Source organism: Kitasatospora cinereorecta (genome assembly GCF_024172095.1).
In the GTDB taxonomy this organism is placed as follows: Bacteria; Actinomycetota; Actinomycetes; order Streptomycetales; family Streptomycetaceae; genus Kitasatospora; species Kitasatospora cinereorecta.
Genome location: NZ_JAMZDX010000002.1, coordinates 657,520 through 681,500, shown reverse-complemented (window position 1 = coordinate 681,500; position 23,981 = coordinate 657,520). Strand labels below are relative to the sequence as shown.

The following is a 23,981-nucleotide window of genomic DNA, read 5'->3' as shown; positions in this document are numbered from 1 at the left end:
ACGACCCACCCCGCGTGACCGGCCGACGCCCACCGCGGTCCGCCCGCCGGATCACACCGTGATCAGCGTCTCCAGCGGGGCGCCGCCCAGGTGCGGGAGCAGTCGCTCGCGGCCGGGCAGGAAGCCCAGCTCCATCAGCACCACCACGCCGACCAGTTCGGCGCCGGCCTCCTGGACCAGGTCCAGCGAGGCGGCGATGGTGCCGCCGGTGGCCAGCACGTCGTCCACCACCAGCACCTTCTCGCCCGGCGCGAAGGCGTCGCACTGCACCTCGAGGGTGGCCGAGCCGTACTCCAGCTCGTACGAGCGGGCGAAGACCTCGCCGGGGAGCTTGCCCTTCTTGCGGATCGGCACGAAGCCGAGCCCGGCGGCGAACGCCGCCGGGGCCGCGAGCACGAACCCCCGTGCCTCCAGTCCGACCACCTTGGTGGCGCCGAGTTCCCGGGCCCGCTCGGCCAGCGCCCTGGTGAGGGCGGCGAAGGCCTCGGCGTCGGCCAGCAGCGGCGCGATGTCCTTGAACAGCACGCCGGGCTTCGGGTAGTCGGGCACGTCCCTGATCCGGCTGTCGAGGAGCTGGGCCAGGTCGGTGTTCTGGGAGGTCACGGGGGTTCCTTTGGGCGTCGGGGCTCAGCGCTTGCCGGAAGGCCGTCCCTTGGCGCGGGACCGGCTCACCGGCTGCGTACGCTGACCGACCATACCGGTGGGGAGGTCCTCGTCCTCGAAGTCCTCGCCGTCCGGGGTCTCACCGCGCTCGGCGGCCTCGGCCGCGGCCTTGGCGTCGGAGGCGCGGCGCAGCGCGACCTTCTTGGCCAGGGCCTTCATCTCGGGCTGCTGCTCCTTCAGCTGCGCGAGCAGCGGGGTGGCGACGCAGATCGAGGAGTAGGCACCGGCGGCCAGACCGATGAACAGGGCCAGCGAGATGTCGTTCAGGGTGCCGGCACCGAGGATGCCGCCACCGATGAACAGCAGCGCCGAGACCGGCAGCAGCGCGACCACCGTGGTGTTGATGGAACGCACCAGGGTCTGGTTGAGGCCCAGGTTCGCGGCCTCGCTGTAGGTGCGCTTGCTCTGCTTGGTGATCCCCTTGGTGTTCTCCTTCACGGTGTCGAAGACGACGACCGTGTCGTAGAGCGAGTAACCGAGGATGGTCAGGAAGCCGATCACGGTGCCCGGGGTGACCTCGAAGCCCACCAGGGCGTACACGCCGATGGTGATCAGGAGGTCGTGGATCAGCGCGACCAGGGCGGCCAGCGCCATCCGCCACTCGAAGGCGATCGCCAGGTAGGCGGTCACCAGGACCATGAAGATGACCAGGCCGAGCAGTGCCTTCTTGGAGATCTCGTCACCCCAGGAGGGGCCGATCACCTGGGCGTTGATGTCCTTCTCCTGGACACCGATGTCCTGCGAGAGCTCCTTGGTGAAGGTCGCGGAGGAGATCGAGTTCTCCGCGCTCACCTGGATGCGGATGTCGCCCTTGTCGGTCTTCTGGACCACCGGGGTGGTCGAGTTGGTGATCTTGTTGGCGATGTCCTTCGCCTGCGAGATCGTGAGGTCGGGCTTGTGCACGGTGTAGACCGAGCCGCCCTTGAACTCGATGCCCAGGTGCAGGCCCATCGCCAGACCGATGGCGGCGACCGCCACGATCAGGCCGGAGAGCGAGTACCAGATCTTGCGCTTGCCGACGAAGTCGAAGCTGACCTCGCCCTGGTAGAGCCGGTGACCGATGTTGCGCAGGGACATGGGTCAGGCCTCCTTGGCGGTGGCGGAACGGCGGCGACCACCACGGATCGGCGGACGGGCGCCGAGCCGCTTCGGGTCCAGGCCGGACCACGGGTGGCCGCTGGCGAAGAACTTCGTGCGGGCCAGCAGGGTGATCATCGGCTTGGTGAACAGGAAGATCACCACGACGTCGAGCAGCGTGGTCAGACCCAGCGTGAAGGCGAAGCCCTGCACCTTGCCGACCGACACCAGGTAGAGCACCGCGGCACACAGGAAGGACACGAAGTCCGAGACCAGGATGGTGCGGCGGGCGCGCGGCCAGGCACGCTGGACGGCCGCCTTCAGCGGGGCGCCCTCGCGGACCTCGTCACGGATGCGCTCGAAGTACACGATGAACGAGTCGGCGGTGATACCGATCGCCACGATCGCACCGCAGACCGCGGGGAGGTTCAGCGCGAAGCCGATGCCGGCGCCGAGCAGGCTCATGATCGCGTAGGTCAGGATCGCGGAGACCACCAGACCGGCGATCGAGACCAGGCCCAGACCGCGGTAGTAGATCAGCGAGTAGACGACCACCAGGGCCATGCCGATCAGACCGGCGACCAGACCGGCCTGCAGCTGCTCACCACCCAGCTGGGGGGAGACGGTGGTGACGTCGCTCTGCACGAAGTCCAGCGGCAGGGCGCCGAAGCTCAGCACGTTGGCCAGCGCCTTGGCGTCCTCCTGCGAGAAGGAGCCGGAGATCTGGGCGCTGCCGCCGGAGATCGCGGACTGGACGTACGGGTGGGAGACCACCTTGCCGTCCAGGACGATGGCGAACTGGTTGGCCGGCTGCGGCTGGGCCGCCAGCTTGCCGGTGGTGTCCGCGAAGGCCTTGGAGCCGGCGTCGGTGAAGTTCAGCAGCACCTGCCAGCCGGTGCCGTTCTGGGTGTCGTACGCGGCCTGCGCCTTGGCGACGTCCTGGCCGTTCACCGCGACACCGCCGAGCGCGAACTTGTACCAGACACCGCTCTCGGCGTCGTACGAGCACGCCACGGTGGCGGCGTTCGGGTCGTTGCTCTTCTGGTAGTTCTGCCGCTGCGCCGGAACGGAGCAGTCCAGCGAGGCGAACTGCTGCTGCAGATCGGCCGGGACGGTGCCCTGGGTGAGCGCGGCGGTCATGTCGGCGGCGCTCGGCGCGGAGGGCGCGGCGCTCGCCGGGGCGCTCGGGGCGGCGGAGCCGGCGGGCGCGGAGGCGGAGGAGCTCGGGTCCGCCATCAGGGCGCCGGAGACGGCACGGCCGGCCTTGGAGGCGCTGGCGCTCGGGGAGGCAGCGGTCGCCGGGGTGGAGGGAGCGGCCGAGCCGGTGGCCTTCGGCGAGGCCGAACCGCTCGGGGCGGCCGAACCGCTCGGGGTGGCAGCGGTGTTGGGCGACGGCGTCACGCCGGTCGGGGCCAGCGCCAGGACGGGGCGGAAGTAGAGCTTCGCCGTCTCGCCGACCTTCTCCACGGACGCCTGCGAGTCACCACCGTCGGGGATGTTGACGATGATGTTGCTGCTGCCCTGGGTCTGGACCTCCGCCTCGGAGACGCCCATGCCGTTGACGCGCTTCTGGATGATCCCGACGGCGATGTCCATGTTGGACTTGTTGATCGCGGAGGGGTCGTCCGACTTGGCGGTCAGCGTCACGCTGGTGCCACCGGCGAGGTCGATTCCGAGACGGGGCTTCTTGTAGCCCGTCCCGAACATGAGGGCGACCAGTCCGACGGTCACCACCAGGATGAGCGCCAGCGCCCGTCCGGGGTAGCCGTCGCGCGGGCGCGACTTGGGTGTTGCCACCTTGCTCGTTTCTCCCTGTCCATGCCACCGCGCACCTGCCCCCGTGTCCGGCTCGTGGCGGGACGGCTGAGCTGGCGGGCACGCGGCGGCCCTGAGGTCCTGTGGGCTTGCGGCGGCTGCCGCGCGGCCGGGGTACGACCCCGAACCGTACTACTTGGTATCGGGAGCCTCACCGTCGGCGGGCGCCGAGTCCGAAACGCCGTCCTTGTCCAGGCTCAGCTTCTGCTCGGCCTCGGCCTCCTCGGCCTCGGCCTCCTCGAGCGGGCGACCGTTGATGATCGCGTCGTACTCCAGCGGCTCCAGGACGGCCGCGACGGCGCCCTTGCTGTAGTGCGCGACGACACCGGGAGCGAGCTCCAGCTCGACGGTCTCGTCGTTGACCGCCTTGACCAGCGCGTACATGCCGCCGATGGTGCGCACACCCGAGCCCGGCTGCAGCGCGGTCTGCATGGACTGCTGCTGCGCCTGTCGCTTCTTCTGCGAGCGGAACATCAGGAAGATCGCGACGAGCGGGAGGGCGAGAATGATGAGGTTAGCCACAGCCAGGGTCCTTCTCGGCCGCCTGCCGGGCGGCCAGTGCGTGTACGTCGGCCCGTCGGGTGAGAGGGGCGGTCCGGCGGAGTCTAGGCGACCCGAACTGATCGGACAACGCCAAGCATGCCAGTGCGCCGCCGAAAGTGGCGACCCTTGGCATGCACAGATTCCTCACCTCCCGCCCGTCGGGCCCCACAGTTCACCCTGGGCCGACGCCGTGCCCCGGCCGGGCTGCCCCGACGGCACCGGCGGGGTCAGCCCCAGGTGGTGCCACGCCGCCGCGGTCGCGATCCGCCCGCGCGGCGTCCGCGCCAGCAGGCCCTCGCGCACCAGGAACGGCTCGGCCACCTCCTCGACCGTCTCCGACTCCTCGCCCACCGCCACCGCCAGCGTGGACAGGCCCACCGGACCGCCGCCGAACAGCTTCAGCAGCGCCTCCAGCACCGCCCGGTCCAGCCGGTCGAGGCCGCGGGCGTCCACCTCGTACACGTCCAGCGCCTGGGCCGCGATCTCCGGGGTTACCACGCCGTCGTGCTTGACCTGCGCGTAGTCGCGCACCCGGCGCAGCAGCCGGTTGGCGATCCGCGGCGTGCCGCGCGAGCGGCCGGCGATCTCCGCCGCGCCCGCCGGGTCGATCTCCACGTCCAGCAGGTCCGCCGAACGGTGGACCACCCGCTGCAGCTCGGCCGGCGCGTAGAACTCCATGTGCCCGGTGAAGCCGAACCGGTCGCGCAGCGGCGGCGGCAGCAGGCCGGCCCGGGTGGTCGCCCCGACCAGCGTGAACGGCGGCAGCTCCAGCGGGATCGCGGTGGCCCCCGGGCCCTTGCCGACGATCACGTCGACCCGGAAGTCCTCCATCGCCATGTAGAGCATCTCCTCGGCGGGCCGGGACATCCGGTGGATCTCGTCGAGGAACAGCACCTCCCCCTCGCTCAGCGAGGAGAGGATCGCCGCCAGGTCGCCGGCGTGCTGGATGGCCGGGCCCGAGGTGATCCGGATCGGGGCGTTCAGCTCGGCCGCGATGATCATCGACAGCGTGGTCTTGCCCAGCCCGGGCGGGCCGCTGAGCAGCACGTGGTCCGGCGCCGTCCCGCGCTTGCGGGCCGCCTGCAGCACCAGCGAGAGCTGCTCGCGGACCCGCTCCTGGCCGATGAACTCGTCCAGCAGCTTGGGGCGCAGCGCCGCCTCGACCGCCTGGTCCTCACCGTCGGCGGCCGCCGTGACGATGCGGTCGGCGGGGTCGGACTCGTACGGGCTCATCGGGGCTCGCTCCAATGCCAATGTCGACAAGAGGACAGGTCGTCAGGTTGCTTTAGCGTGATCGGTTGAGGCCGCGCAGGGCCAGCCTCAGCAGCGCGCCCACGTCCGGAGTCGGCTGGGCCTCCGCCTCGGCGCTCACCGCCGCGACCGCGTCGTCCGCCTCGCGCGGAGCGTAGCCGAGGCCGGTCAGCGCCGCGTGCAGCTGCTCGTGCCACGGCGCCGGGCCGGTGGCGATCGGCTTCTGCGCGGGGACCGCACCGTGCGGGGCGCCCAGCTTGTCCTTGTACTCCAGCAGCAGCTTGGCCGCCTTCGCCTTGCCGATGCCCGGCACCGCGACCAGCGCCTTCTCGTCGCCGCTCGCGATGGCCAGCCGCAGCGCGTCGGGGCTGTGCACGCCCAGGATCGCCTGCGCCAGCTTCGGCCCAACGCCGGGCGCCGCCTGCAGCACCTCGAAGGTGGCCCGCTCGTCGTCGTCCGCGAACCCGAACAGCGTCAGCGAGTCCTCCCGGACCACCAGCGACGTCGCCAGCCGCGCGGGCTCACCCAGGCGGAGAGCGGCGAGGGTGGTCGGCGTGCACTGGACGGCCATGCCGACGCCGCCCACCTCGACAACGGCGACTCCGCCGGAGATGGCAGCGACGGGGCCTTGGACGAAGGCGATCACCAGTGTTTCCCTTCAGGTCGGGCGATGTCTTTTCAGGGGCGCGAGGAACTGCGCGACCGACCATGCACCCACGTACTGCCGGGCTGGGCGCGCAGTTCCTCGCGCCCCTCGTGGTTGGCCCGAATTGCCGCTTCCAGCCGGTTCGTCGCGCCGCCGCGCCAGATGTGGCAGATCGCCAGCGCCAGCGCGTCCGCCGCGTCGGCGGGCTTGGGCGGCGCGTCGAGCCGCAGCAGCCGGGTGACCATGGCGGTGACCTGCGCCTTGTCGGCGCGGCCGGACCCGGTGACGGCGGCCTTGACCTCGCTGGGGGTGTGCAGGGTGACCGGGATCCCCCGGCGGGTGGCGCACAGCATGGCGACGGCGGAGGCCTGGGCCGTCCCCATCACCGTCCGTACGTTGTGCTGGGCGAAGACCCGCTCGACGGCGACCAGCTCCGGCCGGTGCTCGTCGAACCACTGCTCCAGGCCCTGCTCGATCTGCAGCAGCCGCTGCCCGATCTCGGCGTCGGCCGGGGTACGGACCACACCGACCCCGACCATCCGCAGCGGACGCCCGGGCGCGCCGTCGACCACGCCGACACCGCACCTGGTCAGCCCAGGGTCCACACCCAGCACCCGCACCACGACGAACCCCGCCTTTCCACGACCCCCGCAGGGTACCGGCCGCCACTGACAAATCCGCGCTCCGAACACACCTCCGCCCGGTGGCCGTCGAGGGCCACCGGGCGGAGCGGGCAGAGCTGGGATCAGGCGTCGACCTCGGCCATGACCTCGTCGGAGACGTCGAAGTTGGCGAAGACGTTCTGGACGTCGTCGCTGTCCTCGAGGGCGTCGATCAGCTTGAAGATCTTGCGGGCGCCGTCGGCGTCCAGCTGGACCTGCATGCTCGGGACGAAGTTGGCCTCGGCCGAGTCGTAGTCGATGCCGGCGTCGACCAGGGCGGTGCGGACGGCGACCATGTTGGACGCCTCGGAGATGATCTCGAACGCCTCGCCGAGGTCGTTGATCTCCTCGGGGTCCTGGTCGAGCACGACCTCGAAGAGCTTGTCCTCGTCCACGCCGTCGGCCTTGGGGACGATCACGACGCCCTTGCGGGTGAACATGTACGACACCGAGCCGGGGTCGGCCATCGAGCCGCCGTTGCGGGTCATGGCGACGCGGACGTCGGAGGCGGCGCGGTTGCGGTTGTCGGTGAGGCACTCGATGAGCACCGCGACGCCGTTCGGGCCGTAGCCCTCGTACATGATGGTCGAGTAGTCCGCGCCACCGGCCTCGGCACCCGAACCGCGCTTGACGGCGCGGTTGATGTTGTCGATCGGGACCGAGCTCTTCTTGGCCTTCTGGATGGCGTCGTAGAGCGTCGGGTTGCCGGCCGGGTCGCCGCCACCAGTGCGAGCCGCCACCTCGATGTTCTTGATCATCTTGGCGAAGAGCTTGCCGCGCTTGGCGTCGATCACGGCCTTCTTGTGCTTGGTGGTAGCCCACTTAGAGTGGCCGGACATCGCCAGCTCCTTTACGTCGCCAAAGGGAATTGAACAGAAGAGATCTTACCGGTGGCGCTCAGGAACCGGTGACCATGCGCACGAAGTACTCGTGCACGCGGTGATCGCCGGTGAGCTCGGGGTGGAAGGACGTGGCCAGCAGGTTTCCCTGGCGGACGGCCACGATCCGGCTCTCCGGACCGTCGGCGGCCGGGACCTCGGCCAGCACCTCGACGCCGGCGCCGACCGCCTCGACCCAGGGGGCGCGGATGAACACGCCGTTGACCGGCTCGCCGGCCAGGCCCCGGAACGGGATCGCGGTCTCGAACGACTCGTTCTGCCGGCCGAAGGCGTTGCGGCGGACGGTCATGTCGATGCCGCCGACGGTCTCCTGGTCGTCCCGGCCGTCCAGGATCTTGTCCGCGAGCATGATCATGCCGGCGCAGGTGCCGTAGACCGGCATCCCGGCGGCGACCCGCTCGCGCAGCGGGTCCATCAGGCCGAAGAGCACGGCCAGCTTGGAGATGGTGGTGGACTCGCCACCGGGCATCACCAGGGCGTCGACCTCGGCGAGCTCCTCGGGGCGGCGCACCGGGCGGGCGATCGCGTCGGCGGCGGCGAGCGCGACCAGGTGCTCGCGCACGTCACCCTGCAGGGCCAGGACGCCGATGACTGGGGTGCTGCTCACGGTCTGCTTACCTCGTTCGGTCGAATGCGTAGTACGTGGCGCGGCCCGCCGCGCGCCCGGAGCGCTGCGGCGGGCCGTCGGAGCGGAGTGGTTACCAGCCGCGGTTGGCGTAGCGCTCGGACTCCGGCAGGGTGTCGCAGTTGATGCCGACCATGGCCTCGCCCAGGTTGCGGGAGGCGTCGGCGATGATCTTCGGGTCGTCGTAGAAGGTGGTGGCCTTCACGATGGCGGCGGCGCGCTTGGCCGGGTCGCCCGACTTGAAGATGCCGGAGCCGACGAAGACGCCCTCGGCGCCGAGCTGGCGCATCAGGGCGGCGTCGGCCGGGGTGGCGACGCCACCGGCGGAGAACAGCACGACCGGCAGCTTGCCGAGCTCGGCGACCTCGCGGACCAGCTCGTACGGGGCGCGCAGCTCCTTGGCGGCGGCGTACAGCTCGTTGTTGTCGAAGCCGCGCAGCTTGGCGATCTCGTTCTTGATCTGGCGCAGGTGGCGGACGGCCTCGACCACGTTGCCGGTGCCGGCCTCGCCCTTGGAGCGGATCATGGCCGCGCCCTCGGCGATGCGGCGCAGGGCCTCGCCCAGGTTGGTGGCACCGCAGACGAAGGGGGTGGTGAAGGCCCACTTGTCCGAGTGGTTGATCTCGTCGGCCGGGGTGAGGACCTCGGACTCGTCGATGTAGTCGACACCGAGCGACTGGAGGACCTGGGCCTCGACGAAGTGGCCGATGCGCGACTTGGCCATCACCGGGATGGAGACCGCGGAGATGATCTCCTCGATCATGTTCGGGTCGGACATCCGGGCCACGCCGCCGTCCTTGCGGATGTCGGCGGGGACGCGCTCCAGCGCCATGACCGCGACCGCACCGGCGTCCTCGGCGATCTTCGCCTGCTCGGCGTTGACCACGTCCATGATCACACCGCCCTTGAGCTGCTCGGCCATGCCGCGCTTGACCCGGGCGGTACCGATCTGCGGCTGGTCTGCGGTGGTGGGGGTGGTGGACACGTAAGACCTCACTCGAAGAATGAACCAGTGCTATCGCCCTATCGTAGGCCCGAAACGGTGCTTACCGATGCTCCATCCGGTCCAGACAGGTGCCTGGCAATCGACAAACAGGCAATCAGGAGACTACGCCGGAGCGCCTTCCGGAGTGAAAGCGACCGGGGGCTCGTCGTCCATTTCGAAGGCCATCGGGAAGGGCGCGCGCCCCGCCAGCCGGAAGTAGCGGACCAGCCGGTGCTCGCGGACGGCGCGCGCCGCGCGTACCGCGTCGTTGTGGAACCGCCGCGCCATCGGCACCCGGCGCACCGCGGCCGTGAGATCCTTCACAGCCTCCGCGCCGCCGGGCACCTCCAGCAGCGCGCTGACCTGCTCCGGCTCGGCGAACACCGCCCGCAGGGCGAGGCTCAGCTCGCTCTCGGTCACCTCGCGGTGCTCGTCCTCGGTCTGCCGGGCAGCGTGCGCGGCCTCGTACAGCAGGATCGAGGCCGCCGGGTCGAGCAGGTTGGAGGTGGCCAGCTCCATCGCCACCGCGGCGCGGCGGACCAACTGGGCGTCCAGTGAGGCCCGGGCGGCATCGATCCGGGCGTGCAGGCGGTCGAGGCGTCCGGCCGTCCAGCTCAGGTAGACGGCGAACAGCACGACGGCCGCGATGGCCCAGATCCAGGTAGTCACGGGGCGTTACGGTACCGGGTCGCTCAGACGGCCAGCGTGGCGCCGCGGTAGCAGTCGCGGTCGATGTCCACGATGTTGACCGCCGCCTGCACCGGCAGGTGGCCGTCCTCGGACGCCAGGTACTCGGGCAGCGCCGCCAGCACGGCGTCGCTCAGTGCCGCCTTCGCCGCCGGCGTACGGCCCGGGAAGATCTGGAACTCGACGAACACGAGGGCGTACGTGTCGGAGTCCGCGCCGACCACCACCGGCTCCTCGACCCGCCGGAAGCGCACCTTGCAGGCCTCCGGTGTGGCGTCGATCAGCTTCACGGCGAGCCGGTTGAGCGCGAGGCCGAAGCCGCGGCGGTCGAAGGAGTCGGCGAGGCGCTCGGAGTAGTCCACGGAGATCTGAGGCATGGCCTCACCCTACGGGTCCGGCTGCGGCCCCGGCCCCGGGCCCCGGGCGTCGCCCGATCGGCCCGCCGCGATGGCCCGGGGCGGCGGGCCGGGCGACGATCGAACGCGTGTTCATCACTCGACTCCTGGCCCTCGGCCTGGTGCTGGCGGGGCACCCGGCCGCCGCTGCCGAACCGCCCGCCGTCCCCGGTGACCGGGTGGTCTTCAGCGACCGGTTCGACTCGCTGAGCACCGGGCCGGACGGGACCTGGGGCTGGCAGAGCTCCGCGTACGCCGACTGCACGACCAATCCCGGCTCCTGGAAGAAGGACCGGCTGGCCCGCTCCGCCCTCGACACCGCCGACGGGCACCTGGTCATCACCGCCACCCCGCGCTCCGACGGCCGCTGGGACACCGGCCTGCTCACCACCGGCGACTCGTGCCGGAGCGGCGGCAACGGCGCCCAGGTCCGCACCGGCGACCTGCTGCTGGCCCACATCCGGCTGCCCGCCGCCGGCACCGGCGCCTGGCCGGGCCTGTGGACCTGGCGGGACGGCCACAACGAGGTGGACGTCTTCGAGTGGCACGCCGACTTCCCCGGCAATCTGGAGTTCGTCAACCACGTCCGGTCCGGCGGCAGCATCTACACCGACGAGGCGGTCGGCGCCGACCGCTGGATCTACATCGGCGCCCGGTTCGGCGCCGACAACACCACCTGGTACGCCGGCCCCGACCTGGACCGGCTGACCGCCGCGTACTCCGACCACACCGGGGTGGGACCGGACTTCGCCGCGTACCCGATCCTCAACCTGTCGATCAGCGACGGCAGCTTCCACCGGCCGCCCGCCAGCGGCGACCCGGTCACCATGGAGTGCGACCTGATCATGATCGAGCGGCCGCAGCGGTGACGCGAGGGTCCGCCGGACGACGGACCCTCAGCCGCCGAGGCCGAGCCGTCCGCGCCAGCCGGTGGGCTCGACGTCGGCGACCGGCGGGCGGCCGTCGGTGACCGTCTCGTAGACGGAGAGCACCTCGGCCCCGACCGTCTCCCAGTCGAAGCGACGGACGTGCCGCGAGGCCGCCTCCCGCAGCTCCTGCAGCCGCTGCGGATTGCCCAGCAGCTTCACCGCCGCGTCGGCCAGCGCGTCCGCGTCCTCGACCGGGAACAGCTCGCCGGCCGATCCCCCGTCCAGCACCTGCCGGAACGCGTCCAGGTCGCTGGCCAGCACCGGCGCACCCGCCGACATGGCCTCGACCAGGATGATGCCGAAGCTCTCGCCACCGGTGTTGGGCGCCACGTACAGGTCGACGCTGCGCAGCAGGCTGGCCTTCTCCCGGTCGGAGACCATGCCGAGGAACTCCACCTGGGCCCGGACCTCCGGCGCGAGGCCGGCCACCGCCTCCTCCTCGTCGCCCTTGCCGGCAACCAGCAGCCGCACGCCCGGCCGCTCGGCCAGGATCCGCGGCAGCGCGGCGAGCAGGGTCGGCAGTCCCTTGCGGGGCTCGTTGATCCGGCCGATGAAGCCGATCGTCCCGGCGCCACCGTCCAGGGCGCCGCCCTGCCAGCGCGGTTCGGGCTCGGCGTCGGCGAAGAAGCGGACGTCGACGCCGTTGGGGATGACCACCGCGTCGCCGCCGAGGTGCTCGACCAGGGTCCGGCGGGCGTACTCGCTGACCGCGATCCGGGCGCTCATCTTCTCCAGGCTGGGCTGGAGGATCGGCGAGGCGGCGATCATCGCGCGGGAGCGCGGGTTGGAGGTGTGGAAGGTGCCCACCATCGGCCCGGTGGCGGACCAGGCGGCCAGCATCGACAGGCTCGGCGACGCCGGCTCGTGGACGTGCAGGATGTCGAACCGGCCCTCGTGCAGCCAGCGCCGCACCCGGGCGGCGGACAGGATGCCGAAGCTCAGCCGCGCCACCGAGCCGTTGTACGGGACGGCCACCGCGCGGCCGGCCGACACCACGTACGGCGGCAGCGCGTCGTCGTCCTCGGCCGGGGCGAGCACGGAGACCTCGTGGCCGAGCTTGATCAGGTGCTCGGCGAGATCCCGGATGTGGAACTGCACGCCGCCGGGGACGTCCCAGTCGTACGGGCAGACGATGCCGATCTTCACTGCTGCGGCCCCCTCGGCGTCAGGTCGGACAGCCACAGCTTCTGCAGCATGTGCCAGTCGACCGAGTGCTCGCGGATGCCCTCCGCCCAGACGTCGGCCATCGCCTGGGTCATGGCGGCGGCCTGCTCGCTCTTGTCGTCCCCGGTGGGCGGCGCGACCTCCGGGTGCACCTCGGCGTGCATCACCGGGCCGTCGTACCAGAGCGTCACCGGGAACAGCGCGGCACCGGTACGGACGGCCAGCGCGGCCGGGCCGGCCGGCATCCGGGTCTGCTCGCCGAAGAAGTCGACCGGCACGCCCTGCTCGGACAGGTCGCGGTCGCCGACCAGGCAGACCAGCTTGCCCTCGCGCAGCCGGCGGGCCAGGGTGCCGACCACCGAGATGTCCGAGCCGGTCAGGGCCAGCACCTCCATGCCCAGGCCCTCGCGGTACGCCACGAAGCGGTCGAACAGCGACTCGGGCTTGAGCCGCTCGGCGACGGTGGTGAACGGGTAGCCGCCGGCCGAGGCGATCCAGGCGCCGGCCAGGTCCCAGTTGCCCATGTGCGGCAGGGCCAGGATCGCGCCGCGGCCGGCCGCCATCGCCTCGTGCAGCGGCTCCAGGCCCTTGACCGGCATGGCGGCGGCGATCCGGTCCAGGCTCCAGGTGGGCAGCCGGAAGGACTCCATCCAGTACCGCAGGTAGGAGCGCATGCCGGCCCGGGACAGCTCGCGCAGCCGCGCGGCGTCCGCGTCCGGGTGGACCCGGGCCAGGTTGGCCTCCAGCTGGCGCACGCCCTTGCCCTCGCGGCGCCAGGCGATGTCCGCGATCAGGTTGAACAGTCCGCGGGCCACCGGCTCCGGCAGGTGCCGCAGCCCCGCCCAGCCCGCCGCGTACGCGCCGTCGACCAACCGTTCCTTCACGACTTCTCCGCCCCCTCGACTCCGGCCCCCGCGCCCTCGAGCTCGAAGGCCTCCCTGCGGACGGTGAGCATCCGCTGCGCCACCGTCACCAGGCTGCCCGCCGCGACCACCCAGAGGGCGAACGGCAGCAGCCACTCCACATAGGGCAGGCCGAACTCGTGCAGGCCCGCCACACCGGCCGCGACCAGGCTGATCACCAGCCGCTCGGCCCGCTCCACCAGGCCCGACACGTCCACCGGGAAGCCCAGGCTCTCGCCCCGGGCCTTGGTGTACGACACCACCTGGCCGCTGGCCAGGCAGAACAGCGCGACCGCGCAGAGCAGGTCGTTGTCTCCCTTACCGGCGTACCACATCGCGAGGCCGCCGAAGATGGCCGCGTCCGCGACCCGGTCCAGGGTGGAGTCCAGGAACGCGCCCCACTTGCTGGACCGCCCGGCCTGGCGGGCCATGTTGCCATCGACCAGGTCGGAGAAGATGAACAGGGTGATGGTGATGGTGCCCCAGAAGAACTCACCCCGGGGGAAGAACACCAGCGCACCGGCCACCGATCCGGCCGTGCCGATCAGCGTCACCGCGTCGGGGCTCACGCCCCAGCGCAGCAGCAGCGCGGCGAACGGCGTCAGGACACGTGTGAAGAAGGCACGCGCGTACTTGTTGAGCATGGCCTTCCGGTCCGCTCCGATCTCACCGGTCTCCACCCGGGCCCGGGCGGCCGGCGGGCGGCCGAGCGGATCGGCCCGCCCGGCTGGACAATGGTATCCACGCTGATCGTGAGCTCTGCCGCCCCACGCCCCCGAGCCGCACCGGTCCCCGACGTCGCGCGGCGCTCACGGCTCCCACCGCGCGTCCACGGCAGTCAACGGCAGGAGGCCAGCCATGCCGGACCGGGCAGCAACCCACACCCCCGCACCGACCGTCGAACGACCTGACCGGCTCCGCAACGTGGTCCTGGTCGGTGCCAGCGGAGCCGGGAAGACCACCCTCGCCGAGGCCCTCGCCCTGACCGCCGGCGCCCTCACCCGGGCCGGCAGCGTCCCCGAGGGCACCACGGTCTCCGACCACGAGGAGATCGAGCACCAGCAGCAGCGCTCCGTCCAGCTCTCGCTCCTCCCCCTGGCCTGGCAGGACGTCAAGATCAACCTGCTGGACGCCCCCGGCTACGCCGACTTCGGCGGCGAACTCCACGCCGGACTGCGGGCCGCCGAGGCCGTCCTCTTCGTGCACTCGGCCCCCGACGAGGTCAGCCGCCCGGTGCTCGCCCTGTGGCGCGAGTGCGCCGCCGCCGGCATCCCCCGGGCCGTCGTGCTCACCCACCTCAACACCGCCCGCGTCCAGCTGGACGAGGTACTGCTCACCCTCCAGGACGCCTTCGGCGACGGCCATCCCGACACCGTCCTGCCGCTGCACCACTGGGACCTGCGCGAGGGCCACCTGCACGGCTCGATCGACCTGCTCACCGGCCGCCACTACGGCTCCCCCGAGGACCCCGGCGACCTCGCCGACGCCCGCGCCCGCCTCGCCGAGGCCATCGCCGGCGAGGACGACACCCTGCTCGAGCGCTACCTCAACGGCGAGGAGCTGGACACCGGCGCCCTCACCGAGGCCGTCCACCGCGAGGTCGTCCAGGGCACCCTGCACCCGGTCCTGGCGGTCTCCCCGGCCCCCGAGGCGGGCGGCTGCGAGGAACTCCTCGACCTGATCGCCGCCGCCTTCCCCTCCCCGCTCGACCGCACCGACGACCTGCCCGCCTGCGACCCCGACGCCACCCTGGCCGCCCAGGTCGTGCACACCGGCGAGGACCCGTACGTCGGCCGGCTCAGCCTGCTGCGGATCTTCTCCGGCACCCTGCGCCCCGACACCACCGTCCACCTCGCCGACCGCCCCGACGAGCGGATCACCGCGCTCAGCTCCCCCTTCGGCCGCCAGCAGCGCCCGATGCCGCTGGCCCTGCCCGGCGACCTGGTCTCGGTCGCCAAGCTGACCGGCGCCCGCACCGGGGACACCCTCACCACCGACGGCGCGCTGATCCCGCCCTGGCCGCTGCCCGAGGCCCTGCTGCCCTGCGCCGTCGAGGCCCACTCCAAGGCCGACGAGGACAAGCTCTCCCAGGCCCTGGCCAGGCTCGCCGCCCAGGACCCGACCCTGCGCGTCGAGCAGAACCCCGACACCCACCAACTCGTCCTCTGGTGCACCGGCGAGGCCCACCTCGGCGTCCTCCTCGACCGGCTGCGCACCCGCTACGGCGTGCACGTCGACTCCGTCCCGTACGAGGTCGCCCTGCGCGAGACCTTCGGCTCCGCCGCCAGCGGGCACGGACGGCACGTCAAGCAGTCCGGCGGCCACGGGCAGTACGCGATCTGCGACCTCACCGTGGAGCCGCTGCCCGGCGGCGGCTTCGAGTTCGTCGACAAGGTGGTCGGCGGCTCGGTGCCGCGCAACTTCATCCCCTCGGTGGAGAAGGGCGTCCGCGCCCAGCTCCTGCACGGCATCCACGGCCACCCGATGGTCGACGTCCGGGTCACCCTTACCGACGGCAAGGCGCACTCGGTGGACTCCTCCGACGCCGCCTTCCAGACCGCCGGCGCGCTCGCCCTGCGGGAGGCCGCCTCCCAGGTCAAGGTCCAACTCCTGGAACCGGTCGACGAGGTGCGGATCCTGCTGCCCGACGAGTACCAGGGCGCCGTCCTCAACGACCTCTCCTCGCGCCGCGGCCACGTCCTCGGCACCGAGAACGGCGGGCCCGGCATGAGCCTGGTCCGGGCCGAGGTCCCCGAGCTCGAACTCACCCGCTACCCCGTCGAGCTGCGCTCCCTCTCCCACGGCACCGGCGAGTTCACCCGCAGCTACGTCCGCCACTCCCCGATGCCCGCCAACCTGGCCGGCCAGTACGAACGCGCCTCCTGACGCACCACCGGGCTCCCCCTCGCATCGACCGAGGGGGAGCCCGATGCCGCCGGCCGGGGTCCCGGAGGGGTGAGGGTCAGCGCAGCTCGCAGGCCGGGGTGCCGCCGGGGAGTTGGTGGCGGTGCCGGGCGACCGTCCGGTAGACCGCCTCGGCGAGCGGGCGGACCGGCGGGAGGGTGAGCAGCGCCCCGGCCCACGCCCAGGCGCCGCCGGAGCGCAGCAGCAGCCGGGCGGCGGCCTGGGCGCCGCCGTACACCCGGCGGGAGGGGGTGATCCAGAGCAGTTCGCGTTCGGCCCGCTGCCGGGTGACCTGGCCGCGGCCGCCGGTGAAGGCGTCGAGTCCGGCCAGGTCCGCGCGCTGGAACGGGACGGCGTCCCAGCCGGCGGAGGACAGGCTCGCCCGCGGATAGCGCTCGGCCCAGCGGACGCAGGTGGTACAGAAGGCGCAGTCCCCGTCGTACACCAGCACCGGATCGCGCGAGATGTCATCGGCCATGCGTCTGATCCTGCCGCATCGTGGGCACCATCACGGGTAGGCCGGGCGACGGCCGAGATGTGACTGCGGTTCGGACGATCATCCGCGCAGCGGGGCCGCCGCACGGTAGCCTGCCGCTGACAAGGGGAGGAGGGGCAGCTCAACCGATGAGTACGCTCGACATGACCCCGGGTGCGCAGATTCCCCGGATGGACGTCGGAAACCAGACCGCGGTCACCCAGGCGCTCTCCTCCGCGGCGTACCGCACCGGCGAGCACAAGGAACTCGAGGGCCTGGCCGGGGTGAAGTGGAAGCCCGGCAAGTCCGAGCTGTTCCGGCCGAGTGCCGGCGAGGCGTTCAGCCGGGCGCTGATCGACCGCACCCTGGCGGCCAAGCGCAACCCGCTGGTGCCGTCGTTCGGCACCGACGCCCGCGCGGTGGTCGAGCACTGCCTCGCCGCCCAGGACCTGCGCGACGCCCGTGACAAGCAGCTGTCCACGATCACCTTCGTGTTCGGGGTGCTCTTCCTGCCCGGCACGCTCATCTGGCTGGCCGCTTACCAGGCCAAGGCCTGGCTCGGCCGCAACCGCAGCGCCGCCCGGGACGGCTTCTACGGCACGCTCTCGCTGTTGCTGGCCTGCGGTCTGGCACTGCTCTTCGCGCTCCGCCCGCCGGTGAGCGGGCTGTGGTCGCTGTACGTCCGGGTGATGATGCTGATGCCGGTGGTGGGCTGGCTGCTCGCCAAGCGGATCGTGGTGCGCTCGGTGCTGGAGCAGCGCGCCCGCTGGGGCGACCTGGTCGGCGGCAACCCGGTGGCGGCGACCGTGCCCAAGGCCGTCCCGCGCGACCACCTGGACAAGAAGGCGGTCGACCTCAAGGACTCGCTGGACCGGCTGGCCGCCGAGCAGGAGACCAACGTCCAGCACTACGCGGGCCCCAAGGGCGTGCTCGGGGTCGGCTCCCGGTGGGGCGACTGGGGTCTGCGCGAGGACCTCAAGCCGGCCGAGGGGCACGAGGACTTCCGGGTCTTCCACACCGGCGACCTCACCCGCAAGATCACCGAGCGGCTCGGCAGCCTCACCGGAAGCGAGATCCCGAACGGTGGCATGCCGAAGGCGGCCATCAACCAGTGGATGGTTCAGGACATCCCGGAGGGGGCCGACGAGATCGGCCGCCCCGGCGGTCCCGAGATGGACAACTACCGGATGCGCGACTTCGCCCTCCAGGAGTTGGCCAACAAGCAGACCTTCGGCAGCGACCCGCGGCACCGGATCGCGATCCAGTACGTCCTGCACAAGGGCCAGCTGGTGACCACGATGCTGGTCGAGGTGGTGGTGCTGCACAACAACCTGCAGGTGCACGTGACCGGCTACGCGCTGGGTCCGCTGGTGCCGTGGTTCATGGCCAAGCCCAAGCCGAAGGAGAAGGACATCCCGAAGACCTTCCGGCGCTGGGAGAACCAGACGATCCAGCTGCCGTTGGTCGACGACGACGAGGTGGTGCGCCAGGCGGTCCGGGCGCCGTTCCACAAGATGCCCACCCTGCTGACCTACCTGGGCGGGTCGATCGGCCTGCCGGAGCCGTTCTGCCTGCGCCAGGCGTGGACGGACGCCACCTGGGCCAGCCGGTTCAAGTCGGACGACGCGATCTACGCGTCGACGCCGGTGGTGAACGTGATCCACGCCGCGGTGATGGAGTTCCTGGCGGAGCACGACGTGAGCATCGAGCGGTTCACCAACCGCTCGAACATCCTCAAGTCGGAGATGCAGGGCAGCCGCCCGTACCGGGTCGACCGCTACGACGCCGGGTAGGCCGGGACACACCGAAGGGGGGCGGGGACCTACGCGGTCCCCGCCCCCCTTCGTCTGTCACTGTCGGCCCTGCGGCCAGACGTCGGCGAGCATCTTGCGGGTGTCGGCCAGCAGCTGCGGCAGCACCTTGGTGTGGCCGACCACGGGCATGAAGTTGGTGTCCCCGCCCCAGCGCGGCACCACGTGCTGGTGCAGGTGGGCGGCGATGCCGGCGCCGGCCGCGGCGCCCTGGTTCATGCCGATGTTGAAGCCGTGCGCGCCGGAGGCGGCCCGCAGCGCGGTCATCGCGCGCTTGGTGTAGTCGGCCAGCTCCGCCGTCTCGGCGTCGTCGAGGTCGGTGTAGTCGGCGACGTGCCGGTACGGGACGACCATCAGGTGGCCGCCGTTGTACGGGTACAGGTTGAGGACCGCGAAGACCGAGCTGCCGCGGGCGATGATCAGCCCGTCCTCGTCGCTGAGCTTCGGGATCGAGCAGAACGGGCAGCCGTCGTCCGGGGCCGGCCCGGTGGGCTTGTTCTCGCCCTGGATGTAGGCCATCCGATGGGGGGTCCACAGGCGCCGGAACCCGTCCGGCTCGCCGACGCCCTGCTGCAGTTCCGGCTCACTCATCATGCTGATCAGCATATTCGGAGCCGCCACCGTTCAAACCGGAGTGGGGCAGACTCGGCCGAGCCTGCCCCACTGCGGACGGTCGTCAGACCTGAATGCGACGCTCCACCGCGTCCACGATCTCCGCGACGGCCTCGGCCACCGGCACGCCGTTCTTCTGCTCGCCGTTGCGGTAGCGGAAGGACACCGCGCCGGCCTCGACGTCGTCGTTGCCCGCGATCAGCATGAAGGGGATCTTCGCCTTCTGGGCGTTGCGGATCTTCTTCTGCATGCGGTCGTCGGAGGCGTCCACGTCGACCCGGATGCCGTGCTTCTTCAGCTCGGCCGCGACCTCGCGCAGGTACGGCACGTGCTCGTCGGTGATCGGGATGCCGACCACGGTGACCGGGGCCAGCCACGGCGGCATGGCGCCAGCGTAGTGCTCCAGCAGCACCGCGAAGAAGCGCTCGATCGAGCCGAACAGCGCACGGTGGATCATGACCGGGCGCTGGCGGTTGCCGTCCTGGCCCTGGAACTCCAGCTCGAAGCGCTGCGGCAGCTGGAAGTCGACCTGGATGGTGGACATCTGCCAGGTGCGGCCGATCGCGTCCTTGGCCTGGACCGAGATCTTCGGGCCGTAGAAGGCGGCGCCGGCCGGGTCGAGGACGAGCTCCAGGCCCTGCTTCTCGGCGGCGGCCCGCAGGGTCTCGGTCGCCTCCGCCCAGTCCTCGTCCGAACCGATGTACTTCTCCGGGTCCTTGGTGGACAGCTCCAGGTAGAAGTCGTTCAGGCCGTAGTCGCGCAGCAGGTCCAGCACGAAGGTGAGCAGCGAGTCGAGCTCGTCCGCCATCTGCTCACGGGTGCAGTAGATGTGGGCGTCGTCCTGGGTGAAACCGCGGGCGCGGGTCAGGCCGTGCACCACGCCGGACTTCTCGTACCGGTAGACGGTGCCGAACTCGAAGAGCCGCAGCGGCAGTTCACGGTACGAGCGGCCACGCGCGCGGTAGATCAGGTTGTGCATCGGGCAGTTCATCGGCTTCAGGTAGTAGTCGATGTCGCCGTCGAGCTTCATGGGCGGGTACATGCCGTCGGCGTACCAGTCCAGGTGGCCGGAGAGCTCGAAGAGCGTGCCCTTGGTGGCGTGCGGCGAGTAGACGAACTCGTAGCCGGACTCCTCGTGGCGCTTGCGCGAGTAGTCCTCCATCACCCGGCGCATGATGCCGCCCTTGGGGTGGAAGACGGCGAGGCCGGAGCCGATCTCCTCCGGGATGGAGACAGGTCGAGCTCGCTGCCCAGCTTGCGGTGGTCGCGCTTGGCGGCCTCCTCGAGGAACTCGAGGTGGGCCTTGAGCTCGTCCTTGGTCGGCCAGGCGGTGCCGTACAGGCGCTGCAGCTGCGGGTTCTTCTCGCTGCCGCGCCAGTAGGCGGCGGCCGAGCGCATCAGCTTGAACGCCGGGATGTGCCGGGTGAGGCAGGTGCGGGCCGCGGCAGAGGTCGCCCCAGCACACCTCGCGTCTTCGGGTCCCAGGTTGTCGTAGATGGTCAGCTCGCCGCGCCGACCTCGAGTCCGCACCCTCGCCCGCGTGGCGGCGGAGCCCTTGAGGCCGATCAGCTCCAGCTTGAACGGCTCGCCGGCCAGCCCCTCTCGTCAGGGCGGCCTCGTCGGTGACCACCCGCGCGGGAGAACTTCTGCCCGCGCTTGATGATCTCCTGCATCTTCTTCTCGACAGCCTTGAGGTCGTCGGGGTGGAACGGCTTCTCCACGTCGAAGTCGTAGTAGAAGCCGTTCCACCCCGACGACCTCAAGGCTGTCGAGAAGAAGATGCAGGAGATCATCAAGCGCGGGCAGAAGTTCTCCCGCCGGGTGGTCACCGACGAGGCCCCCGCGAGGAGCTGGCCGGCGAGCCGTTCAAGCTGGAGCTGATCGGCCTCAAGGGCTCCGCCGCCACCGCGGGCGAGGGTGCGGACGTCGAGGTCGGCGCCGGCGAGCTGACCATCTACGACAACCTGGACCCGAAGACCGGCGAGGTGTGCTGGGGGCGACCTCTGCCGCGGCCCGCACCTGCCCTCCACCCGGCACATCCCGGCGTTCAAGCTGATGCGCTCGGCCGCCGCCTACTGGCGCGGCAGCGAGAAGAACCCGCAGCTGCAGCGCCTGTACGGCACCGCCTGGCCGACCAAGGACGAGCTCCAAGGCCCACCTCGAGTCCTCGAGGAGGCCGCCAAGCGCGACCACCGCAAGCTGGGCAGCGAGCTCGACCTGTTCTCCATCCCGGAGGAGATCGGCTCCGGCCTCGCCGTCTTCCACCCCAAGGGCGGCATCATGCGCCGGGTGATGGAGGACTACTCGCGCAAGCGCCACGAGGAGTCCGGCTACGAGTTCGTCCTACTCGCCGCACGCCACCAAGGGCACGCTTCTTCGAGCTCTCCACGGCCACCTGGACTGGTACGCCGACGGCATGTACCCGCCCATGAAGCTCGACGGCGACATCGACTACTACCTGAAGCCGATGAACTGCCCGATGCACAACCTGATCTACCGCGCGCGTGGCCGCTCGTACCGTGAACTGCCGCTGCGGCTCTTCGAGTTCGGCACCGTCTACCGGTACGAGAAGTCCGGCGTGGTGCACGGCCTGACCCGCGCCCGCGGTTTCACCCAGGACGACGCCCACATCTACTGCACCGTGAGCAGATGGCGGACGAAGCTCGACTCGCTGCTCACCTTCGTGCTGGACCTGCCTGCGCGACTACGGCCTGAACGACTTCTACCTGGAGCTGTCCACCAAGGACCCGGAGAAGTACATCGGTTCGGACGAGGACTGGGCGGAGGCGACCGAGACCCTGCGGGCCGCCGCCGAGAAGCAGGGCCTGGAGCTCGTCCTCGACCCGGCCGGCGCCGCCTTCTACGGCCCGAAGATCTCGGTCCAGGCCAAGGACGCGATCGGCCGCACCTGGCAGATGTCCACCATCCAGGTCGACTTCCAGCTGCCGCAGCGCTTCGAGCTGGAGTTCCAGGGCCAGGACGGCAACCGCCAGCGCCCGGTCATGATCCACCGTGCGCTGTTCGGCTCGATCGAGCGCTTCTTCGCGGTGCTGCTGGAGCACTACGCTGGCGCCATGCCGCCGTGGCTGGCCCCGGTCACCGTGGTCGGCATCCCGATCACCGACGAGCACGTGCCGTACCTGCGCGAGGTCGCGGCCGAGCTGAAGAAGCACGGCATCCGGGTCGACGTGGACGCCTCCGACGACCGCATGCAGAAGAAGATCCGCAACGCCCAGAAGGCGAAGATCCCCTTCATGCTGATCGCGGGCAACGACGACGTCGAGGCCGGCGCGGTGTCCTTCCGCTACCGCAACGGCGAGGCAGAAGAACGGCGTGCCGGTGGCCGAGGCCGTCGCGGAGATCGTGGACGCGGTGGAGCGTCGCATTCAGGTCTGACGACCGTCCGCAGTGGGGCAGGCTCGGCCGAGTCTGCCCCACTCCGGTTTGAACGGTGGCGGCTCCGAATATGCTGATCAGCATGATGAGTGAGCCGGAACTGCAGCAGGGCGTCGGCGAGCCGGACGGGTTCCGGCGCCTGTGGACCCCCCATCGGATGGCCTACATCCAGGGCGAGAACAAGCCCACCGGGCCGGCCCCCGGACGACGGCTGCCCGTTCTGCTCGATCCCGAAGCTCAGCGACGAGGACGGGCTGATCATCGCCCGCGGCAGCTCGGTCTTCGCGGTCCTCAACCTGTACCCGTACAACGGCGGCCACCTGATGGTCGTCCCGTACCGGCACGTCGCCGACTACACCGACCTCGACGACGCCGAGACGGCGGAGCTGGCCGACTACACCAAGCGCGCGATGACCGCGCTGCGGGCCGCCTCCGGGCGCGCACCGGCTTCAACATCGGCATGAACCAGGGCGCCGCGGCCGGCGCCGGCATCGCCGCCCACCTGCACCAGCACGTGGTGCCGCGCTGGGGCGGGGACACCAACTTCATGCCCGTGGTCGGCCACACCAAGGTGCTGCCGCAGCTGCTGGCCGACACCCGCAAGATGCTCGCCGACGTCTGGCCGCAGGGCCGACAGTGACGAGGACGAAGGGGGGCGGGGACCGCGTAGGTCCCCGCCCCCCTTCGGTGTGTCCCGGCCTACCCGGCGTCGTAGCGGTCGACCCGGTACGGGCGGCTGCCCTGCATCTCCGACTTGAGGATGTTCGAGCGGTTGGTGAACCGCTCGATGCTCACGTCGTGCTCCGCCAGGAACTCCATCACCGCTGGCGTGGATCACGTTCACCACCGGCGTCGACGCGTAGATCGCGTCGTCCGACTTGAACCGGCTGGCCCAGGTGGCGTCCGTCCACGCCTGGCGCAGGCAGAACGGCTCCGGCAGGCCGATCGACCCGCCCAGGTAGGTCAGCAGGGTGGGCATCTTGTGGAACGGCGCCCGGACCGCCTGGCGCACCACCTCGTCGTCGTCGACCAACGGCAGCTGGATCGTCTGGTTCTCCCAGCGCCGGAAGGTCTTCGGGATGTCCTTCTCCTTCGGCTTGGGCTTGGCCATGAACCACGGCACCAGCGGACCCAGCGCGTAGCCGGTCACGTGCACCTGCAGGTTGTTGTGCAGCACCACCACCTCGACCAGCATCGTGGTCACCAGCTGGCCCTTGTGCAGGACGTACTGGATCGCGATCCGGTGCCGCGGGTCGCTGCCGAAGGTCTGCTTGTTGGCCAACTCCTGGAGGGCGAAGTCGCGCATCCGGTAGTTGTCCATCTCGGGACCGCCGGGGCGGCCGATCTCGTCGGCCCCCTCCGGGATGTCCTGAACCATCCACTGGTTGATGGCCGCCTTCGGCATGCCACCGTTCGGGATCTCGCTTCCGGTGAGGCTGCCGAGCCGCTCGGTGATCTTGCGGGTGAGGTCGCCGGTGTGGAAGACCCGGAAGTCCTCGTGCCCCTCGGCCGGCTTGAGGTCCTCGCGCAGACCCCAGTC

General features: G+C 71.0%; 21 protein-coding genes and 3 pseudogenes. 6 read left to right on the top strand and 18 right to left on the bottom strand.

Annotated elements, in window-relative coordinates; all coding sequences use genetic code 11:
• Positions 1-51: 51 nt before the first annotated feature.
• The 12 genes from FHR36_RS10035 to FHR36_RS09980 all read right to left on the bottom strand — a co-directional run bounded on the left by FHR36_RS10035 (position 52) and on the right by FHR36_RS09980 (position 10,230).
• Positions 52-603 (bottom strand): adenine phosphoribosyltransferase, encoded by a 552-nt coding sequence (locus tag FHR36_RS10035; protein WP_253795768.1) that lies wholly within the window; start codon positions 601-603, stop codon positions 52-54.
• Between the two features lie 24 nt (positions 604-627).
• Positions 628-1,740 (bottom strand): protein translocase subunit SecF, encoded by a 1,113-nt coding sequence (secF, locus tag FHR36_RS10030; protein WP_253795766.1) that lies wholly within the window; start codon positions 1,738-1,740, stop codon positions 628-630.
• A 3-nt stretch (positions 1,741-1,743) separates the two neighbouring features.
• Positions 1,744-3,537, bottom strand: a complete 1,794-nt coding sequence (gene secD / locus FHR36_RS10025) for a protein translocase subunit SecD (RefSeq protein WP_380230435.1) — start codon at positions 3,535-3,537, stop codon at positions 1,744-1,746.
• A 150-nt stretch (positions 3,538-3,687) separates the two neighbouring features.
• Positions 3,688-4,077: a preprotein translocase subunit YajC gene (gene yajC / locus FHR36_RS10020; RefSeq protein WP_253795764.1), complete on the bottom strand. Its 390-nt coding sequence runs from the start codon at positions 4,075-4,077 to the stop codon at positions 3,688-3,690.
• Positions 4,078-4,242: 165 nt separating this feature from the next.
• Positions 4,243-5,331 (bottom strand): Holliday junction branch migration DNA helicase RuvB, encoded by a 1,089-nt coding sequence (gene ruvB / locus FHR36_RS10015; RefSeq protein ID WP_253795762.1) that lies wholly within the window; start codon positions 5,329-5,331, stop codon positions 4,243-4,245.
• Between the two features lie 52 nt (positions 5,332-5,383).
• The gene (gene ruvA, locus FHR36_RS10010) at positions 5,384-5,995 is read right to left on the bottom strand and encodes a Holliday junction branch migration protein RuvA (RefSeq protein WP_253795760.1); all 612 of its coding nucleotides are present in this window, start codon (positions 5,993-5,995) and stop codon (positions 5,384-5,386) included.
• A gap of 32 nt (positions 5,996-6,027) precedes the next feature.
• Entirely contained in the window at positions 6,028-6,615 is a 588-nt protein-coding gene (gene ruvC, locus FHR36_RS10005) for a crossover junction endodeoxyribonuclease RuvC (protein WP_253796729.1), read from the bottom strand.
• Between the two features lie 125 nt (positions 6,616-6,740).
• A complete protein-coding gene (locus tag FHR36_RS10000) occupies positions 6,741-7,496 on the bottom strand; it encodes a YebC/PmpR family DNA-binding transcriptional regulator (RefSeq protein WP_253795758.1) in 756 nt (251 codons plus the stop codon).
• A 58-nt stretch (positions 7,497-7,554) separates the two neighbouring features.
• The gene (gene pdxT, locus FHR36_RS09995) at positions 7,555-8,163 is read right to left on the bottom strand and encodes a pyridoxal 5'-phosphate synthase glutaminase subunit PdxT (protein WP_253795757.1); all 609 of its coding nucleotides are present in this window, start codon (positions 8,161-8,163) and stop codon (positions 7,555-7,557) included.
• 91 nt (positions 8,164-8,254) lie between these two features.
• On the bottom strand, positions 8,255-9,166 hold the full coding sequence (gene pdxS, locus FHR36_RS09990) for a pyridoxal 5'-phosphate synthase lyase subunit PdxS (RefSeq protein WP_308199260.1): 912 nt from the start codon (positions 9,164-9,166) through the stop codon (positions 8,255-8,257).
• 123 nt (positions 9,167-9,289) lie between these two features.
• Positions 9,290-9,835, bottom strand: a complete 546-nt coding sequence (locus FHR36_RS09985) for a hypothetical protein (protein ID WP_253795756.1) — start codon at positions 9,833-9,835, stop codon at positions 9,290-9,292.
• A gap of 23 nt (positions 9,836-9,858) precedes the next feature.
• Positions 9,859-10,230, bottom strand: coding sequence for a 5-carboxymethyl-2-hydroxymuconate Delta-isomerase (locus FHR36_RS09980; protein ID WP_253795755.1), 372 nt, complete (start codon positions 10,228-10,230; stop codon positions 9,859-9,861).
• A 107-nt stretch (positions 10,231-10,337) separates the two neighbouring features.
• Between FHR36_RS09980 and FHR36_RS09975 the strand changes: the two genes are divergently transcribed.
• Positions 10,338-11,117: a LamG domain-containing protein gene (locus FHR36_RS09975; protein WP_253795754.1), complete on the top strand. Its 780-nt coding sequence runs from the start codon at positions 10,338-10,340 to the stop codon at positions 11,115-11,117.
• Between the two features lie 27 nt (positions 11,118-11,144).
• Here the strand turns inward: FHR36_RS09975 and FHR36_RS09970 are convergent, their stop codons facing one another.
• Genes FHR36_RS09970 through pgsA form a run of 3 tightly spaced genes read right to left on the bottom strand, consistent with a single transcriptional unit; the run spans position 11,145 to position 13,887 of the window.
• Complete coding sequence (locus tag FHR36_RS09970; protein WP_253796727.1) at positions 11,145-12,323, bottom strand: glycosyltransferase family 4 protein; 1,179 nt, start codon at positions 12,321-12,323, stop codon at positions 11,145-11,147.
• The gene (locus FHR36_RS09965; protein ID WP_253795748.1) at positions 12,320-13,225 is read right to left on the bottom strand and encodes a phosphatidylinositol mannoside acyltransferase; all 906 of its coding nucleotides are present in this window, start codon (positions 13,223-13,225) and stop codon (positions 12,320-12,322) included. The genes FHR36_RS09970 and FHR36_RS09965 overlap by 4 nt, the downstream gene beginning before the upstream one ends.
• The gene (gene pgsA, locus FHR36_RS09960; RefSeq protein WP_253795747.1) at positions 13,222-13,887 is read right to left on the bottom strand and encodes a phosphatidylinositol phosphate synthase; all 666 of its coding nucleotides are present in this window, start codon (positions 13,885-13,887) and stop codon (positions 13,222-13,224) included. Before pgsA ends, FHR36_RS09965 begins: the two co-directional genes overlap by 4 nt.
• Positions 13,888-14,101: 214 nt before the next feature.
• Here pgsA and FHR36_RS09955 point away from each other — a divergent pair, with 214 nt between their 5' ends.
• Entirely contained in the window at positions 14,102-16,129 is a 2,028-nt protein-coding gene (locus FHR36_RS09955) for an elongation factor G-like protein EF-G2 (protein ID WP_253795746.1), read from the top strand.
• A 76-nt stretch (positions 16,130-16,205) separates the two neighbouring features.
• Here the strand turns inward: FHR36_RS09955 and FHR36_RS09950 are convergent, their stop codons facing one another.
• Positions 16,206-16,625 carry a thiol-disulfide oxidoreductase DCC family protein gene (locus tag FHR36_RS09950; RefSeq protein ID WP_253795743.1) on the bottom strand — a complete coding sequence of 140 codons (420 nt, stop codon included), beginning with the start codon at positions 16,623-16,625 and terminating at the stop codon, positions 16,206-16,208.
• Positions 16,626-16,771: 146 nt separating this feature from the next.
• On the opposite strand from FHR36_RS09950, the gene FHR36_RS09945 reads away from it, so the two are divergent.
• The gene (locus FHR36_RS09945) at positions 16,772-18,415 is read left to right on the top strand and encodes an AbeC-like domain-containing protein (protein WP_253795741.1); all 1,644 of its coding nucleotides are present in this window, start codon (positions 16,772-16,774) and stop codon (positions 18,413-18,415) included.
• Between the two features lie 57 nt (positions 18,416-18,472).
• Here FHR36_RS09945 and FHR36_RS09940 read toward each other — a convergent pair whose 3' ends face one another.
• On the bottom strand, positions 18,473-19,039 hold the full coding sequence (locus FHR36_RS09940) for an HIT family protein (RefSeq protein WP_253795739.1): 567 nt from the start codon (positions 19,037-19,039) through the stop codon (positions 18,473-18,475).
• Between the two features lie 70 nt (positions 19,040-19,109).
• A pseudogene (thrS, locus tag FHR36_RS09935) lies at positions 19,110-20,790 on the bottom strand (threonine--tRNA ligase); the annotation flags it as partial.
• Here thrS (FHR36_RS09935) and thrS (FHR36_RS09930) point away from each other — a divergent pair.
• The 3 genes and pseudogenes from thrS (FHR36_RS09930) to FHR36_RS09920 form a co-directional block, all read left to right on the top strand.
• Positions 20,783-22,441 (top strand): annotated as a pseudogene (gene thrS / locus FHR36_RS09930) (threonine--tRNA ligase); the annotation flags it as partial. The pseudogenes thrS (FHR36_RS09935) and thrS (FHR36_RS09930) overlap by 8 nt on opposite strands.
• 70 nt (positions 22,442-22,511) lie before the next feature.
• Positions 22,512-23,081 (top strand): annotated as a pseudogene (locus tag FHR36_RS09925) (HIT family protein).
• A gap of 331 nt (positions 23,082-23,412) precedes the next feature.
• Positions 23,413-23,583, top strand: a complete 171-nt coding sequence (locus tag FHR36_RS09920; RefSeq protein ID WP_253795753.1) for a hypothetical protein — start codon at positions 23,413-23,415, stop codon at positions 23,581-23,583.
• The last annotated feature ends 398 nt before the right edge of the window (positions 23,584-23,981 follow it).

What these genes read in the sequence shown, in the direction of transcription:
- FHR36_RS09945 (WP_253795741.1), top strand. Translation starts at nt 16,772, where the DNA reads ATGAGTACGCTCGACATGACCCCGGGTGCGCAGATTCCCCGGATGGAC.
- FHR36_RS09950 (WP_253795743.1), bottom strand. Translation starts at nt 16,625, where the DNA reads ATGGCCGATGACATCTCGCGCGATCCGGTGCTGGTGTACGACGGGGAC.
- FHR36_RS09955 (WP_253795746.1), top strand. Translation starts at nt 14,102, where the DNA reads ATGCCGGACCGGGCAGCAACCCACACCCCCGCACCGACCGTCGAACGA.
- pgsA (WP_253795747.1), bottom strand. Translation starts at nt 13,887, where the DNA reads ATGCTCAACAAGTACGCGCGTGCCTTCTTCACACGTGTCCTGACGCCG.
- FHR36_RS10000 (WP_253795758.1), bottom strand. Translation starts at nt 7,496, where the DNA reads ATGTCCGGCCACTCTAAGTGGGCTACCACCAAGCACAAGAAGGCCGTG.
- ruvB (WP_253795762.1), bottom strand. Translation starts at nt 5,331, where the DNA reads ATGAGCCCGTACGAGTCCGACCCCGCCGACCGCATCGTCACGGCGGCC.
- FHR36_RS09980 (WP_253795755.1), bottom strand. Translation starts at nt 10,230, where the DNA reads ATGCCTCAGATCTCCGTGGACTACTCCGAGCGCCTCGCCGACTCCTTC.
- FHR36_RS09940 (WP_253795739.1), bottom strand. Translation starts at nt 19,039, where the DNA reads ATGCTGATCAGCATGATGAGTGAGCCGGAACTGCAGCAGGGCGTCGGC.
- secF (WP_253795766.1), bottom strand. Translation starts at nt 1,740, where the DNA reads ATGTCCCTGCGCAACATCGGTCACCGGCTCTACCAGGGCGAGGTCAGC.